The 16,371-nt window shown below is 67.2% G+C and carries 14 protein-coding genes; 9 read left to right on the top strand and 5 right to left on the bottom strand.

Features of this window, described 5'->3' with window-relative positions; genetic code table 11:
• Positions 1-275: 275 nt before the first annotated feature.
• The 7 genes from leuC to amrS all read left to right on the top strand — a co-directional run bounded on the left by leuC (position 276) and on the right by amrS (position 9,210).
• Positions 276-1,679: a 3-isopropylmalate dehydratase large subunit gene (gene leuC, locus AC1AZA_RS04935; RefSeq protein ID WP_476513632.1), complete on the top strand. Its 1,404-nt coding sequence runs from the start codon at positions 276-278 to the stop codon at positions 1,677-1,679.
• Between the two features lie 69 nt (positions 1,680-1,748).
• The gene (gene leuD / locus AC1AZA_RS04940; RefSeq protein WP_476513633.1) at positions 1,749-2,432 is read left to right on the top strand and encodes a 3-isopropylmalate dehydratase small subunit; all 684 of its coding nucleotides are present in this window, start codon (positions 1,749-1,751) and stop codon (positions 2,430-2,432) included.
• Positions 2,433-2,922: 490 nt separating this feature from the next.
• The gene (locus AC1AZA_RS04945; RefSeq protein WP_476513634.1) at positions 2,923-3,840 is read left to right on the top strand and encodes a lysophospholipid acyltransferase family protein; all 918 of its coding nucleotides are present in this window, start codon (positions 2,923-2,925) and stop codon (positions 3,838-3,840) included.
• A gap of 125 nt (positions 3,841-3,965) precedes the next feature.
• Positions 3,966-4,964, top strand: a complete 999-nt coding sequence (locus tag AC1AZA_RS04950; protein WP_476513635.1) for an NAD(P)H-dependent glycerol-3-phosphate dehydrogenase — start codon at positions 3,966-3,968, stop codon at positions 4,962-4,964.
• 58 nt (positions 4,965-5,022) lie between these two features.
• Positions 5,023-6,165 (top strand): D-alanine--D-alanine ligase family protein, encoded by a 1,143-nt coding sequence (locus tag AC1AZA_RS04955; protein ID WP_476513636.1) that lies wholly within the window; start codon positions 5,023-5,025, stop codon positions 6,163-6,165.
• Positions 6,166-6,298: 133 nt separating this feature from the next.
• The gene (amrB, locus tag AC1AZA_RS04960) at positions 6,299-8,065 is read left to right on the top strand and encodes an AmmeMemoRadiSam system protein B (protein WP_476513637.1); all 1,767 of its coding nucleotides are present in this window, start codon (positions 6,299-6,301) and stop codon (positions 8,063-8,065) included.
• A 47-nt stretch (positions 8,066-8,112) separates the two neighbouring features.
• Positions 8,113-9,210 carry an AmmeMemoRadiSam system radical SAM enzyme gene (amrS, locus tag AC1AZA_RS04965; protein WP_476513638.1) on the top strand — a complete coding sequence of 366 codons (1,098 nt, stop codon included), beginning with the start codon at positions 8,113-8,115 and terminating at the stop codon, positions 9,208-9,210.
• A 93-nt stretch (positions 9,211-9,303) separates the two neighbouring features.
• Here amrS and AC1AZA_RS04970 read toward each other — a convergent pair whose 3' ends face one another.
• The gene (locus AC1AZA_RS04970) at positions 9,304-10,089 is read right to left on the bottom strand and encodes a mechanosensitive ion channel family protein (RefSeq protein ID WP_476513639.1); all 786 of its coding nucleotides are present in this window, start codon (positions 10,087-10,089) and stop codon (positions 9,304-9,306) included.
• Positions 10,090-10,261: 172 nt separating this feature from the next.
• On the opposite strand from AC1AZA_RS04970, the gene AC1AZA_RS04975 reads away from it, so the two are divergent.
• A complete protein-coding gene (locus AC1AZA_RS04975; RefSeq protein ID WP_476513640.1) occupies positions 10,262-11,149 on the top strand; it encodes an aldo/keto reductase in 888 nt (295 codons plus the stop codon).
• A gap of 28 nt (positions 11,150-11,177) precedes the next feature.
• On the opposite strand, the gene AC1AZA_RS04980 is transcribed toward AC1AZA_RS04975, so the two are convergent.
• The 4 genes from AC1AZA_RS04980 to rpmB all read right to left on the bottom strand — a co-directional run bounded on the left by AC1AZA_RS04980 (position 11,178) and on the right by rpmB (position 14,775).
• A complete protein-coding gene (locus AC1AZA_RS04980) occupies positions 11,178-11,393 on the bottom strand; it encodes a hypothetical protein (protein ID WP_476513641.1) in 216 nt (71 codons plus the stop codon).
• A 109-nt stretch (positions 11,394-11,502) separates the two neighbouring features.
• A complete protein-coding gene (gene rsmD / locus AC1AZA_RS04985) occupies positions 11,503-12,078 on the bottom strand; it encodes a 16S rRNA (guanine(966)-N(2))-methyltransferase RsmD (RefSeq protein WP_476513642.1) in 576 nt (191 codons plus the stop codon).
• An 89-nt stretch (positions 12,079-12,167) separates the two neighbouring features.
• Positions 12,168-14,438, bottom strand: a complete 2,271-nt coding sequence (locus AC1AZA_RS04990) for an ATP-dependent DNA helicase RecG (protein ID WP_476513643.1) — start codon at positions 14,436-14,438, stop codon at positions 12,168-12,170.
• Positions 14,439-14,580: 142 nt separating this feature from the next.
• Positions 14,581-14,775: a 50S ribosomal protein L28 gene (gene rpmB / locus AC1AZA_RS04995; RefSeq protein ID WP_476513644.1), complete on the bottom strand. Its 195-nt coding sequence runs from the start codon at positions 14,773-14,775 to the stop codon at positions 14,581-14,583.
• Between the two features lie 291 nt (positions 14,776-15,066).
• On the opposite strand from rpmB, the gene AC1AZA_RS05000 reads away from it, so the two are divergent.
• Positions 15,067-16,365, top strand: coding sequence for an MFS transporter (locus AC1AZA_RS05000; RefSeq protein WP_476513645.1), 1,299 nt, complete (start codon positions 15,067-15,069; stop codon positions 16,363-16,365).
• Positions 16,366-16,371: the final 6 nt, after the last annotated feature.

Raw genomic sequence — 16,371 nt, forward strand, 5'->3', positions numbered from 1 at the left:
AGCATTCTGCCATCTCATAATGTGAAATGCAAATCGATGCCGATGTCCATTTGGCGAGAAAATACGCCTTTTGGTTGAGGCGGTCGGTCATATCGCCATGTGGACGCTTCCAAAACGTTGGAATTTCAACGATCCGTTGCAATCTGGCCTGCCGGCCATCTCATATACCGGCCACGGGCAACATTCCCCATGCATGCGGCCCATACGCTATATAGCACACAAGGTGCGCGAAGGCAATACCTCGCGCGGAAAAAGAATTCGAGGAGGTCCCCAGTATGGGAACGACATTGGCCGAGAAGGTCTGGGCCGATCATCTGGTGCGCAAGGGCAGCGACGGTGCGCCCGACCTGCTGTACATCGACCTCATGCTCATGCACGAGGTCACCAGCCCGCAGGCGTTCGAGGGTCTTCGTCTGGCCGGACGCAAGCCGCGCCACGTGGACCAGCTCATCGCCACGGAGGATCACAACACCCCCACGGTGGACATCGACCGTCCGAACCCGGACAAGACCAGCGCCCTGCAGCTGAGCACGCTGGAGAGGAACTGCAAGGAGTTCGGCGTGCGCCTGCACCCGCTCGGGGACGCCGATCAGGGCATCGTCCACGCGTTCGCGCCGATCCTGGGCCTCACCCAGCCGGGCATGACCATCGTGTGCGGCGACTCCCACACGTCCACGCACGGCGCGTTCGGCGCGCTCGCGTTCGGCATTGGCACCTCCGAGGTGGAGCATGTGATGGCCACGCAGACCCTGTCCCTCAAGCCGTTCAAGACCATGGCCATCAACGTCAACGGCAAGCTGCCCGCGGACGCGACCGCCAAGGACGTGATCCTCGCCATCATCGCGAAGATCGGCACCGGCGGCGGCCAGGGCCACGTGATCGAGTACCGCGGCGAGGCGATCCGCAACATGACCATGGACGAGCGCATGACGGTGTGCAACATGTCCATCGAGGCGGGTGCCCGCGCCGGCATGATCGCCCCGGACGAAACCACGTTCGAGTACCTCAAGGGCCGTCCGCATGCGCCCGAGGGCGATATGTGGGACAAGGCCGTGGCCTACTGGAAGACGCTGAAGACCGATGACGACGCGGTGTTCGACAAGGTGGTGGACATCGACGCCACGCAGCTCGGCCCGTTCGTCACCTGGGGCACCAACCCCGGCCAGGGCCTGCCGATCACCGCGAACGTGCCGGTGCCGGAGGACATTGCTGACGCCACCAAGCGCGCCGCCGCCGAGCGGGCCCTGAAGTACATGGACCTGAAGCCCGGCATGCCCATCAAGAGCATCCCGGTGGACACCGTGTTCATCGGCTCGTGCACCAACGGGCGCATCGACGACCTGCGCGCCGCCGCCGCGATCATGAAGGGGCACCACAAGGCCAAGTCGATCCACCGCGTGCTCGTGGTGCCGGCGTCGTCCCGCGTGCGCCTGCAGGCGGAGAAGGAGGGGCTCGACAAGGTGTTCCGGGACTTCGGCGCGGAATGGCGCAACGCCGGCTGCTCGATGTGCCTGGGCATGAACCCGGACAAGCTCGTGCCGGACGAACGTTCGATCTCCACGTCGAACCGCAACTTCGAGGGCCGTCAGGGCAAGGGCTCGCGCACGCACCTCGCCTCCCCGCAGGTCGCCGCCGCCACCGCCATCCGCGGCACGATCTCGTCGCCGGCCGACCTGTGAGCCGCGCCGGGCAGCAAGACAGGGCCCGTTGACTTCAATCCGTTCGTGTAAGGACCAGAGAAAGCAATCATGGAAAAACTCGTGAAAATCACCGGCGTGGGCGTGCCGCTGCGCCGCTCCAACGTCGACACCGACCAGATCATCCCCGCCGTGTTCCTGAAGCGCGTCACCAAGACGGGCTTCGACGACGCGCTGTTCTACGCGTGGCGCCGCGACCCGAAGTTCGTGCTCAACCAGCCCGAATACGCGAAGGGCCAGATTCTGGTGGCAGGTCCGGAATTCGGCATCGGCTCCTCGCGCGAGCACGCGGTGTGGGCCCTGCACGATTACGGCTTCCGCGTGGTGATCGCCCCCAGCTTCGCGGACATCTTCTACGGCAACACTGCCAAGAACGGCGTGCTCGCGGCGATCATGCCGCAGGAGTCCGTCGAGCTGCTGTGGAAGCTCTTGGAGGAGGAGCCCGGCCGCGAGATGACCGTGTCGCTGGAGGATCGCACGGTGACGTGCGGCGACGTGACCCTGCCGTTCGAGGTGGGCGACTACGTGCGCTGGCGTCTGATGAACGGCTACGACGACATTGATCTGACGCTGCAGCACGAGGATGACATCGCCGCGTACGAGAAGATGCGCGCCGAACGCTTCCCGTTCAAGCCCAAGACCATCCCCGCCAAGCACTGGCCCGAAGAAAAGGTCGTCTCCGCCCGCGAACCCGAAGAAGGTGAATGGGCGGGGCCGTTGGCTGACCGCGACTAGCGTCGCGGTCAGCCTGCCGGGAGCCCGGTGGGCTTCCGACAGGCCCCGCGCCGAGTCGCGGCAGCGGCTCGGCCAGTGTTGGGGCCGGCCCGTTGGGCCGGTCTGTAATTGCAGGGCCGGAGGCGGGCCCGTTGGCTGGCCTCACTTGGTGCCGTGCCAAGTCGTGGCGGTGTATTGCACGTCCGAAGTAGCCTCCGATTCCCAGATCGGTGGCTATTCCGGACGCAAAAGCCGGGTTTTGGATCCGAAGTAGCCCCCGCTGCTCGGATTGGTGGCTATTCCGGACGCAGCGGGCTGTTTTTGCGTCCGAAGTAGCCTCCATAAGCCCCCACTCCCTGAATTGGTGGCGATTTGAGACATGGGAGGGGTGGTTTGTGTCTCGAATCGCATCCAATTTCGGGAAGACGGCGCCGCACGCACCCGCCCGCACGCATCCGGCCAGCCCGACCCGGAGACGCCGCGGTACGGCGGCTGAGGCACAATGGGTGGCATGGCATCCAAAGGAAAACCGTCCCCCCGTTCGGCCGTTAGGCCCCTGAGCGACGAGCAGGTGGCGAAGCTCGCCCGCGAACACACGCTCGTCGACCCCATGCGTGATTTCCCCACCGGCCCGAATCGCAAGGCCAACGTGGCGGAGATCAACGCGCAGCATCCCAAGGGCACCAAACGGCTGCTCACCGGCGTGGATGTGGTGTTCCGCGCCAGCTGCAAGACGCTCGCCTGGGGATTGGACAACGTGCCCGAGGACGGCCCGTTCATCACCGCCGCCTCGCACGTCACGATGTTCGACGTGTTCGTGCCCATGGCATCCCTGTTCCACATGGGCCGCCGTCCGCGCTACATGGCCAAGGCGGAGATGGCCAAATGGCCGGTGATCGGCAAGTGGTTCCAGCTGGTGGGCATGCAGCCGGTCCAGCGGCACGCCGGCAAGGCGAAGGCGATCGAGGAGACGTCGGTCAGCATCCTCACCTCCGGCCGCCCGCTCACGGTGTGGCCCGAGGGCACGGTGACGCGCGACCCGCAGAAGTGGGTGATGAGCGTCAAGGAGGGCGTGGGCTACATCGCGCTGGAGGCGTCACGGCGGCTCGGCCGCGAGGTCCCGCTGTTCTGCGCCGCCACGTGGGGTGCGGCGAGCATCAACCACTGGTGGCCGTGGCCGCGCAAGAACGTGGTGATGTGTTACGACCGTCAGCTGGAATACGGCGATCTGCTCTCCGACATGGCCGATTGGGGCGAGGAGCCCCCGGCGGACAAGGTCAACGAGCTGACCGACCGCGTGTTCCGCCGGCTCAACGTGCTGCTGGAGGAGATCCGCGGCGAACGGTTCCCCGCGGAGGGCTACTGGGACTACCGCACCATGAGCCGCAAGCCGATCGACATCCACGCGGCCCCGAACGCCCGACGCTGAGAGTGCCCGGAAGTTCCGCCCTCCCGCCCCTTCCGCCCGGCAAACCGATGCGAACCCTGCGGCGGCCGCCGGAACAGTGTAGGCTTGGACCGTTGTATGGCAGTTCGAGGAGGGCTGGATCAGTAATGACGAATGTGACGGTTCTTGGGGCAGGCGCTTGGGGCACCACGTTCGGCCAGGTGTTGGCCGACGCGGGCAACGACGTGACGATGTGGGCGATCGAGCCGGAAATCGTGGAGGGCATCCGCGACCGGCACCGCAACGACGTCCGGCTGCCCTCCGTGGAACGGCTGCCCGAGAGGATGACCGCCACCGGCGACCGCGCCGAGGCCGTGAAGGATGCGGAGATCATCGTCGTGGCGATCGCGGCTCAGGCGGCGCGCAAGGCGCTCGCGGAATTCCGCGGCCTCATTCCCGGCAAGGCGATCGTGGTGAGCTTGATGAAGGGCATCGAGCGCGGCACGAACAAGCGCATGGACGAGGTGGTGCGCGAATCGCTCGGTCTGCCGGAGAACCGTTTCGTGGCCGTGTCCGGTCCGAACCTGAGCAAGGAGATCGCCGCGCGCGAACCCAGCGCCACCGTGGTCGCCTCCACGAATCCGTATGCGGCCGCCAAGGTGGCCAACGCGTGCTCCACGAGCTATTTCCACCCGTTCACCTCCAGCGACGTGATCGGCCTGGAGATGTGCGGAAGCCTGAAGAACGTGGTGGCGCTCGCCGTGGGCATGGCCCGCGGCGCGGGGTACGGCGAGAACACGGCGGCGATGATCGAGACGCGCGGACTGGCCGAGCTCACCGCGCTGGGCAAGGCCGCCGGCGCCGACCCGAAGACGTTCGCGGGACTCGCGGGCGTGGGCGATCTGATCGCCACGTGCGGCTCCCCGCTGAGCCGCAACTACACGTTCGGCGCGAATCTGGGCAAGGGGCTCACGGTCGAGGAGGCCACGAAGGTATCCAACGGCGTGGCGGAGGGCGTGCCCACCACGGATGCGGTCGTCGCGCTCGGCGATCAGCTGCACGTGCCCACGCCGCTCGCGTACGCCATGAGCCACGTGCTGCATGAAGGTATCAGTTGTGAGCAGATGCTGGGCGAACTGTTCGGCACGGAAATCACCGCGGAGTAACCTGAACCTTCGAGCGCAAGCGGAACCACGAGTACAGACGAGTAGAGGAGTAGCGACGATGGCGAAGAAGCGGATTGTGGTGTTGTACGGAGGCCGTGCGGACGAGCATCCGATCTCCTGCATTTCCACGGCCGGCGTGCTCAAGGCCATAGACACGGAGAAGTTCGAGCCGATTCCGGTGGGCATCACGCGCGACGGCAAGTGGATCGTGGACGGTGAGGACCCGCGCGGCTGGGATCTCAACGGCACCGAGCTGCCGAGCGTGGAGGTGACGCCCGGCTCCCGCCCGGTGGTGCTGGACGTGGCGCTCGGGCAGGACGGCTTCTTCGCGGGCGACCCGAACGGCGGCGACCCGGTGTCGCTCGGCCATGTGGACGCCGTGTTCCCGGTGCTGCACGGTCCGTACGGCGAGGACGGCACCGTGCAGGGCCTGCTGGAGATGATGAACGTGCCGTACGTGGGCTGCGGCGTGTTCGCGTCCGCGGCCTGCATGGACAAGCATTTCACCAAGGTGGTGCTCAACGCGGCCGGCATTCCCACCGCGCCGGGCATCACGCTCGACACGCGCCTGTTCGACGCGGCCGAGGAGTTCGCTCCGCAGGCGGACGACGTGCTCGCACAGGTGGAGGCGGCCGGCCTGGCCTACCCGCTGTTCGTGAAGCCGTCACGCGCCGGGTCGAGCTTCGGCGTGACGAAGGTGGAGTGCGCCGGGGACGCGGCCGCCCTGATCGCCGCCGTGTTCGAGGCCAGCAAGCATGACTGGAAGGTGCTGGTGGAGCAGGGGATCGACGCCCGCGAGATCGAATGCGCGGTGCTGGCGCCCCGGGCCACCGACGAGCCTGCCGCCAGCTGGCCGGGCGAGATCGTGCTCGACCGTCGCAACGCCGGCGACGACCAGTTCTACGACTTCGACTCCAAGTACACGGATTCCGCCGCCTCCCACGTGGAGGTGCCGGCGAACCTGCCCGCCGAAACGCTCGAGCGCGTGCGCGAGGTGGCCGTCAAGGCGTTCAAGGCGCTCGATCTGGCCGGCCTGAGCCGCGTGGATACCTTCGTGACGCCGAGCGGCGAGGTGATGATCAACGAGATCAACACCATGCCCGGCTTCACGCCCATCTCCATGTATCCCAAGGCATGGGAGGCGACCGGCGTGAGCTATACCGAGCTCATCACGCGTCTCATCGAGGGCGTGCTGCGGTAGCGATCTTCGCCAAGGCGCTTCGGATGCCGATCGTGAGGGGCGGGCGCTGAGTACTGTGGATGTCAGGACTCGGCACCCCGCCCCTCAGTCGTCTGCGAAGGTTCCCGGGGGTTGCGTGCCCGAAGGAGGAACGATGGCCGAAGAGCAGTTTCAGCGCATTCGTCCGGCGGCGGTGGCGGACGCGTTCTACCCGGGGGATGCCGCGCGGCTGAACGCCATGATCGACGACGAGCTGGCGTATGCGTCCCGCGCACTGGCCCGTCGCAAGGCCGGTCGCGGTCCGCAGACGCAGGCGCATGCGCGCACGCCGTGGCCCAAGGCGGTGATCGTGCCCCACGCCGGCTACGTGTATTCCGGCGCCACGGCCGCTTTGGCATACTCGCTGCTGGCGGCCGGCTGCGGCACTGTCCGCCGCGCGGTGATCGTGGGCCCGACCCATCGCGTGCCCGTGCGCGGGGTGGCCATGTGCTCCGCCGACGCGTGGCGCACCCCGCTCGGCACGGTCCGCGTGGACGTGGATGCCGAACGGGCGGCGCTGGATGCCGGGCTGCTGATCGTCAACGACCCGACGCACGAGCAGGAGCATGCGGTGGAGGTGCAGGTGCCGTTCCTGCAGAAGGTGCTCGGGCCGGACATCGCCATCGTGCCGCTCAACGCCGGCGACGCCACGCCCCGCGAGGTGGCGGACGTGCTGCGCGCCCTGTGGGGCGGTCCGGAGACCGTGATCGTGATCAGCTCCGACCTGTCGCATTACCATCCCGAGCGTGTGGGCCGCGCCATCGACGACGAGACGATCGGCCGCATCGCCGCCTTGGACTATCCGATCGCCCCCGACCGCGCGTGCGGCGCCTACCCGATCAACGGGCTGCTGGATGCGATCGTGCGGATGCAGGCGGCTGCGGATTCCTGCCGTGGCGGGGCGTCTCCTGCGGACGGGACCTCCCGCACGGAAAGCGGAAGGGCCATCGAATCCGATGGGGACAGCGTGGGCACGCCGTGTGCACACTGTGCCCACGCTGTCCCCAGTGAATCCGACGAGTCTGTGGATTTTCCCGGATCTGCGGATTCCTCTGGGTCTGTGGGTCCATGCGGGAACGGGTCTGCGGCTGCGCCCGCGGGATGGCGTCCGGAGCTGGAATTCCTCGGCTGCTGCACGTCCGGCGACGACGGCGAGGTGGCGCTGGCCGGCGAGGATCGGCCGGCGATGTGCGACCCCCGGCAGCGCGTGGTGGGCTATGCCAGCTGGGCGCTATGGGAGGTGCCGCAGGACGTCCGGCCTGTGCAGGATCCGGACACGGATGCGGTGACGGACGCCGGGCAGGGCGGGCATGGGGGCCGTCACGAGGGTTCCGTGCTGTTGCGGCTGGCGCGCACGGCGCTGGCGGAGCATCTGGGCATTGCGGTGGACGGGCCATCGGCGGCGGAGATTCTCCGGCGGCACGCGTGGCTGGATGAGCCGGGCGCAAGCTTCGTGACGCTGACCGAGAACGGGCGGTTGCGCGGCTGCATCGGGTCGATCATCGCACGGCAGCCACTGGGCCGGGACGTGGCCGAACACGCCGTGGACGCGGCCGTGCACGACCCGCGCTTCTACCCGGTCGGGCCGGACGAATACCCACTGCTGCGCTTCGAGGTCTCCGTGCTGAGCCAGCCCGAACCAATGCCGGATGTGCGCTCGCGGGCCATGCTGGAACGCACGCTCAGACCGGGCGTCGACGGGCTGATTCTGGAAGACGGCGTGGGCCACGCAGCCACGTTCCTGCCGCAGGTGTGGGACGAACTGCCCGAGCCGCGTGACTTCGTCGGTCACTTGCTGGCCAAGGCCGGTCTGACCTCGAATCTGGACTGGAAACACGGGGAGATTGCAGCCCGGCGGTACACTGTTCGAGCGTACCGGTAACGGGCGCGGACACGCGTGACGGGCACGACGGGCGAAAGGAGGCGGCCATGGCGGAACATCCGGCGCAATCGGTGCAGTCGGCACGGGTGATGCATCCCGCGTTCGGCCGCTGGCAGCACCCGCTGGACGACGGCCGCGTGCAATGCGACCTCTGCCCGCGCGAATGCAAGTTGCGCGAAGGCCAGCGCGGCTTCTGCTTCGTGCGCTCCAATCATGAGGGGCGCATCGAGCTCGACACCTACGGCCGTTCCTCCGGCTTCGCCATCGATCCGGTGGAAAAGAAGCCGCTCAACCACTTCCACCCTGGAAGCCGGGTGCTGAGCTTCGGCACCGCCGGCTGCAACTCCGCGTGCAGGTTCTGCCAGAACTGGGACATCTCCCGCGCTCGTAGCTGGGATCGCGTGGCCGTGGAGGCCGAACCGGACGACATCGCCGCCTCGGCGCAGCGGGAGGGCGTCGCGTCGGTCGCCTTCACGTACAACGATCCGATCGTGTTTGCCGAATACGCGATCGACACGGCGGACGCCTGCCGTGAGAAGGGTATCCACCCGATCGCCGTCACCGCAGGGTACATGAGCGCCGCCGCGCGTCCTGAGTTTTACGACGCCATGGATGCGGCCAACATCGACCTCAAGGGCTTCACCGAGGACTTCTACCGGTCCGTCACCGGCACGCACCTGCAGGACGTGCTCGACACCATCGACTACGCCGTCAACACCGCCCGCACCCCGGACGGTGGCCGCGTGTGGGTGGAACTCACCACCTTGCTCATCCCCGGCCGCAACGACGACGACGCGCAACTGCACGCCGAATGCGCGTGGATCCGCGAGCATTGCGGTCCCGACGTGCCGCTGCACTTCTCCGCCTTCCACCCGGACTACAAGATGCGCGACGTACCTCCCACGCCGCTCGCCACGCTGCTGCGCGCCCGCGAAATCGCCTACGCCGAGGGCCTCAACTACGTATACACCGGCAACGTGCACTACTCGGAAGGAGACACCACCTACTGCCCGAACCCGAACTGCGGGGCGGCTCTGGTGGAACGCGACTGGTATCGGATCGTCTCCGACCGGCTCAGCGGGCAGTCAGGCTCCGACTCCGCGGTATGCCCCGACTGCGGCACGCCCATCGCCGGCCGCTGGTAGTCGCGGCAGAATGCACACCCGGCTGTGCGCGGCCATGCCCTCGGCCGTGTCCGGACATACCCGGACATGTGGCGATAAGCGGCAAAGCGATATTCACTCGCCGATCGCGGCCCGCTGCTCCAGAAAGTCCGCATCCGCCAGCGCACGCGTGATGGCATCCTGCACGGCGGACAGATACACGCCGTCTCGCGCGAACGCCCACACCTGACCGGTCATGCCGTACGGGTCGAAGCCGAGGAACTTCACCACCGGCTGCGAGCCCGGCACCGTGATTTCCGCCGTCGCCGCCGCCACGACGGCCACGATCCGCCTGCTCACCTCGGCCGGGTCGCTGCCGGCCTTCGCGGTGAAGGGCACCTTGGCCAGGCATTCGTTGGAGGGAGACATCTTCTCCAGCTCCTTGGTATTGAGCACCGAATTCGGAATCACCATCTCGTTGCCGCTGCGCTCGCGCACGATGGTATGCCGCCACGTGATGTCCTTCACCACGCCGGTCGCACCGGCCACGGTCACCACGTCTCCCGGCTGGATCACCTTGCCGATCATGAGACCGAACCCGCCGATCACGTTCGCGATCGTATCCTTGAGGCCCAGGGAGATGGCCACGCCGCCGACGCCGAGTGCGGTGACGATCGTGCTGGGGTTGATGCCGAACACCGGCTGCAGCACCATGCAGGCGGCGATCACCCAGATGAGCACGCGCAGGATGTTCGCAAAGATCGACGCGCTGGGCACGTCCGTCTTGTTGAGCAGACGGATCGTCCAGCGCTTCACCAGCCGCGAGGCGACGGCCGCGGCCACGACGACGATGACGAGCAGCAGCAGCTTGCCCGCGTTGACCTGCAGCCAGTGCAGCACGATGTCGAATGCTTGTTCCATGCCTGCCATCCTAGCGGGCCCGATCGCACGGCGGCGTGGCGTCCGCGTCGGATGGCATGGAAGTTTCATGGCAAGTCGCTGAATGTTCGCTGAAACCGACGCGCCGGTGGCGGGGGAGGCGCCTACAGTGGAAGCGGGAGTTACCCGGTCAACGACGATGAAGGGGGCTGATATGGGAACTCATGGAACGTACGGCGGTGCGGCGCCGCTGCGCACGGTCACGCTGCGCGACGGCAGCACGATGCCGATGCTGGGCATGGGGACCTGGCACATGGCGGAAGATCCGGATGCGCGCGAGGAGGAGATCGCCGCGCTGCACGAAGGGCTCGATCTGGGCGTGACATTGATCGACACGGCCGAACTGTACGGCGACGGCGCCGCGGAAACGCTGGTGGGGGAGGCGATTCGCGGGCGGGACCGTGACGATCTGTATCTGGTGAGCAAGGTGATTCCGTCGCACGCCGGACGCGGGAACATGCGCGCCAGCTGCGAAGCCTCGCTCAAGCGGCTCGGCACGGATTATCTGGACCTCTACCTGCTGCACTGGCCCGGCGCGGTACCGCTCGAGGAAACCGTCGCCTGCATGGAGGAGCTGCGCCGGGACGGGCTGATCCGTCGCTGGGGCGTGTCCAACTTCGACGTGGACGACATGGAACGCCTGTGGCAGGTGCCGGGCGGAGACGCCTGCATGGTCAACCAAGTGCTCTACCACATGGAGTCGCGCGGCGTGGAAGTGAGCCTCAAGCCGTGGATGCGCGAACACGGCGTGGCGATGATGGCCTACAGCCCGCTTGCCCAAGGCGGTCGGTTCGCCTACGGGCTGCGCGACGATCCGACGCTCGCAGCAGTGGCGCGCGAGCATCAGGCCACGGTGTTTCAGATCATGATCGCGTGGGTGATGCGCGACGGGCTGACCGTGGCGATCCCCAAGACCGGCAACCGCGAGCACATGCGCCTCAACGTGGAAGCGGCGAGCATTGAGCTCACGCCCGACGATCTGGCTGTGTTGGACCGCCGCTTCCCCGCGCCCGCGAAGAAGCCGCCGCTCGACTGGCTGTGAGACCGGTCTGGCTGGACGGTCTGGCGTTCTACAGCACCTTGGTGGTGACGGCGCCGATGCCGATCACGAACAGGATGAACCCGCAGATGCGCGCGAACAGCAGCGTGCCGCGGCTCGGATCCGTGTAGGTGCCGGTCAGCTTGCATGCCAGCCGCCACACCCAGTCGGCGGAAAACAGCAGCGCCGCGCCCCACAGGGCCAGCACGATGCAGGCCACGATCATGCCGATGTCCGTGCTCGTCATTGCATACCTCGTTTCTCGGATTTCAGACTGCATTCCAGCCTACCAGCGCACCGCGGCTGCCCGGCGGGGCGCGGCGCACGGTGGGCTTGGCCGGTTTGGCGGGCTTGGCTCACTGCGTGCGCTCGAAGTACGTCACGGCGGTTTCGCCGTAGTCCCGGGCTTGGGCGACCTCCCAGCCATCCGGGGGCGTCAGCGGTTCGGAACGGGTGGACCGCTCGAACATGACGATTGCGCCCGGTGCCGCCACGCCGTTCGCCGCGATGTCCGCGAGCAGACGGTTGCATGCCTCGGTTTCCAGAGCATACGGCGGGTCGATGAGGATCAGGTCGAAGCCGGGACCGGCGTACTTTGCGGCGAAGGACTCCGCCTTGGTACGCAACGCCCGTGCGGTCATGTCCCGTTCCCACGCACGGGACGCCCTGATCGCGCCGAACGTTTTGCCGAGCAGCGCGGCCGCCGGTCCCGCCGCCTCCACCGCCGTCAGCTCCTTGGCGCCGCGGGAGAGGGCCTCGATGCCGAGCGCTCCCGTGCCGGCGAACAGATCGAGCACGCGGGCCCCGTCAAGCACGCCCCACGAGTCGAGATGCGAGAAGATCGCCTCCTTGGTGCGGTCGGTGGTCGGGCGGGTGCCGGTCTTGGCTGTCGGCAGCTGGAATCCCTTGAAACGTCCTGAAATCACGCGCATACGGACCACTTTAGCCTAGCGTGGGCGTCGGGGTTCGTGCGTCTGGTGCGAGTACGTGCTCTGACACGCCCCGCTCACGTGGACTCCGCTCACGTGGAGGTGAGGAAGTCGGCGTTGCCGCGCGTAAAGTCCAGCACCGCGCCCGCCAGCTGCGGCTCACCGTCCAGTTTCGGGTCGGCCGCCAGCACGCGCTCCGCCTCGCTGCGCGCCTGTTCGATCAGCTTGGCGTCCTTGACGACGCGCAGCAGCTTGAGGCTCGACTTGCCGCCGGACTGCGCATCCCCCAGCACGTCACCGGCACCGCGCAGCTCCAGATCGGCCTGCGCGATCTTCGCCCCGTCCAGCGTGCCCCGGATCACCTCAAGCCGCTGGGCCGCGATCGAATCCGGTTCCGCCCGCGAGACGAGGAACGCCCACGAATTCGTGCCGCCTCGGCCCACGCGCCCGCGCAACTGATGCAGCTGCGAGAGGCCGAACCGGTCCGCGTCGAAGATCACGATGCAGCTCGCCTGCGGCACGTCCACGCCCACCTCGATCACCGTGGTTGCCACCAGCACGGGCGCGGTGCCGTCCGCGAATTCGGCCATGACGCGGGTCTTGGTCTCGTCGTCGTCGCGACCGGTGAGCGTGGCGAGCCTCAGCCCGCGGAACTGCGGCAGGGACGCCAGACGCTCGGCGATCTCCGTCACCGAATGCAACGGCGGGCGGGCTTCGGTCTCCTCGCCGCCCACGGTTCCGTTGTCGATCAGGTCGGGCATGTCCGCAGAGCGATCGGCCTCGGCATCATCGTCCGCGTCGATGCGCGCGCAGACCACGTACGCGCGCTCGCCGGCGTCCACTCGAGCTCGCAGATGGGCGAACATGCGGGCCATCGTGCCGCCGTCCGCCTCCTGCACCACCACCGTGCGAATCGGCTTGCGCCCGCCCGGCAGCTCGGTGAGCCAGGAAAGGTCCAGATCGCCGAACCAGGTCATGGCGGCGGTACGTGGGATCGGGGTGGCGGTCATGACCAGCAGATGCGGGGCCACGTCGTACCGGTGGCGCAGGGTCTCGCGCTGCTCCACACCGAACCGATGCTGTTCGTCGATCACCACGAGCGCCAGATCCGGCGCCTGGAACGTCTTGGAGAACGCGGCGTGCGTGGCCACTACGATGCATGGCGTGCCGGAGGCGACCGTGGCGAGGGCGCGGCGACGGGCAGCGAGCTTCATGCCGCCCGTGAGCAGAATGACGGGGATGTCGGTGCCGATCGCGGCGACCATCTTCCCGATCGTCTCCGTATGCTGTTCGGCCAGCACCTGCGTGGGGGCCACCAGTACCGCCTGATGCCCGGCTCCGGCGGCGGCGAGCATGGCGGCCACGGCCACCACGGTCTTGCCGGAACCTACCTCGCCCTGCAACAGACGCTGCATTGGCCATGCGCGGGACATGTCTCGTGTCACGTCGTCGATCACGGCCCGCTGCCCGCCGGTCAGCTCGAACGGCAGCGAGGCAACGAACCGTTCCGCGAGCGGCTGGCCGGCCGTGCAGTCGTACGCCTTCACCTGCTGCGTGGCGTGGCGGGTCTTCACCAGCGCGGTCTGGCTGACGAACGCCTCCTCGTAACGCAGCGTGGCGATGGCCCGGTGGAAGTCCTCCACGGTATCCGGGTCGTGCACGGCCCGGAACGCCTCGGCCCGGTGCAGATAGCAGCCCGCCGCACGCACCGATTCGGGCAGTACGTCCGGGATGGCCTCGCCGCCTCCCGACTCCAGCGCGTTCAGGAAGCCCATGATCGACTCGTGGATGTGCTCCGAGGAAATGCGGCTCGTGGCATGGTACACCGGGCGGGGGCGGCAGACGCGGCGCAGGGCCTGCTCCACGGAGTCGGCGTCGAAGGTGAGCGACGATGGCTGGGCGGGCTGCCCCGGCTGTGCGGCCGGCGTGGGCTCCGGCGCGATCGTGAGGATTTCCGGATGCGCGAACTGCAGCTGCCCGTTGAACTCGCTCGGTGTGCCGGACACCACCACGCGCGCGCCCTGCCGCAGCCGCATGCTCACCCAGTCCACGTACTGCTTCTTGTAAGAGAAGAACACCAGCTGCGCGGCGGTTCCGGCGTCGTCCGAGACCACGGCCTGCAGGCGGAAGCCCCGGCGCGCGTTCATCGGTACTACGTGCAGGGAGCGGACGGCGGCGGCGAAGGCGACCGGCATGCCGATCGTGGCGTTGCGGATCGGGCGGACCGGCACCGGATCGGTCACGCGGAACGGGTAGTAGGTCAACGCGTCGCGCACGGTGACCACGCCCAACGCCTTGAGTGCGCCCACGCGCCGACGGTTCGTCATCAGCGACGACACGGCGGTATCCAGCGAAACACTCATGCCCACTATCCTAACGAACGGCCTCGCCCTGATGCCGTTCGGGTCGGCTGCTCGCCCGGGCGGCATCCCGGCAAAGCAAAACCCCGGAGCCGACTATGCGGTTCCGGGGTTTTGCGCTACGTGATTGCTTAGTGGGCGCGACTCACGCGGCCACGCGCTGCACCTTGCCGGCCTTCAGGCACTTGACGCACACCTTGACGCGCACGTTGGCGCCATCGATGGTGGTGTGCACCGGCTGCAGGTTCGGGCGGAAGGTGCGCTTGTTACGGATATGCGAATGAGAAACGGTGTAGCCGGTCTGCGGGCCCTTGCCGCACACTGCGCAACGAGTTGCCATGGTGGACTCCCTTGTATCTGTCTGTTCCAAGTCTTTCGTGCCCGGCACACGCGTTTTGCCGCTTGGCTGAACACACAACTTCACAATAATACAGCGAATCTCGGGAAAAGGCAAATCCGGCCGGTCCTGCCCGTCTCCGGCAAACTTGCGGGGGTATCTCCCGGCAACGGCGGAATGCCAACGAGAGGTTTGATAATCGGTCCGGAAGTTCACCGGCTGTTCACCGCGATCGGCCCGTCCGCCCGGGCCGGAACTTTAGGATGAAAGGTGGTTTGAACGTCAGGAGCGCCCATGTCCAGTAATGCCAACAATGCCGGAGCCGGCACCGGATCCGGGCAGACCCCCGCCTCCGCCAAGCTCACGGCCCGCGAGAAGAAATGGATCGTGTACGACGTGGGCAATTCCGCGTTCGTGCTGCTGAGCACCGCCGTCGTGCCCATCTACGCCAAGTCCCTCATGCCGGACGACGGCAACATCGTGTCCGCATGGGGCTACGCGCAGACCATCGCCTCACTGGTGATCGCGCTGCTCATGCCGCTGCTCGGCTCCATCGCGGACGTGCAGGGCATGAAGATCAAGTTCTTCCTCGGCTTCTTCGGCACCGGCGTGGTGATGTGCTGCGGCATGGCCCTGCCCCTCACGTGGCTGCCGTTCCTGGTGGTGTACGTGCTGGCGACGATCGGCCTCAACGGCTCGCTCACGTTCTACGACTCCATGCTCATCGACACCACCGTCAACGAGCGCATGGACAAGGTCTCCTCGCACGGCTACGGCTGGGGCTACGTGGGCTCCACAATCCCGTTCATCGCCTGCATCGCGCTCATCTTCGGCGGCCCGGCGCTGTTCGAGTGGTCCACCGCCGCCTGCACGCGCGCCGCGTTCGTGATCACCGCCGTGTGGTGGGTGGCGTTCACCGTCCCGCTGATCACCAGCTACCGTCAGGTCCACTACCGGGCCACGAGCGAGCATGCCGCCGAGGCCGTGCGCGGCACGTTCCGCGAGCTGGGCGGCACGTTCGGCAGGATCGTGCGCAACAAGCCGCTGTGGATGTTCATGATCGCGTTCTTCTTCTACATCGACGCGGTGAATACGGTCATCTCCATGAGCACGTCGTACGGCACCGAGCTCGGCATCGATTCCACGCAGCTCGTGGTGGCCCTGCTGGTCACCCAATTCGTGGCCTTCCCGTGCGCGATCCTCTACGGCCGTCTGGCGGGCCGCTACGGGTGCAAGCCGATGATCGTGGCGGCCGTGATCGCCTACATGTGCATCGTGTTCTTCGCGGCGTTCTTCCTGCGTTCGGCCGTCGAGTTCTGGATCCTCGCGATTCTGGTGGGCATGTTCCAGGGCGGCATCCAGGCCCTGTCGCGCTCCTACTACGGCAAGATCATTCCCAAGGACCACGCCAACGAGTACTACGGCTTCTACGACATCTTCGGCAAGACCGCGTCGATCCTCGGCACGTTCCTCGTGGCCACGACGACTTCGCTGACCGGCAATGCGTCGATCGGCGTGCTGTCCATCGCGATCCTGCTCGTGGTGGCGCTCGTGTTCCTCTCGTTGCAGAAGGACCCGACCAAGGCCGCCTGACGGCTA

It is taken from the genome of Bifidobacterium sp. LH_389, from assembly GCF_056357235.1.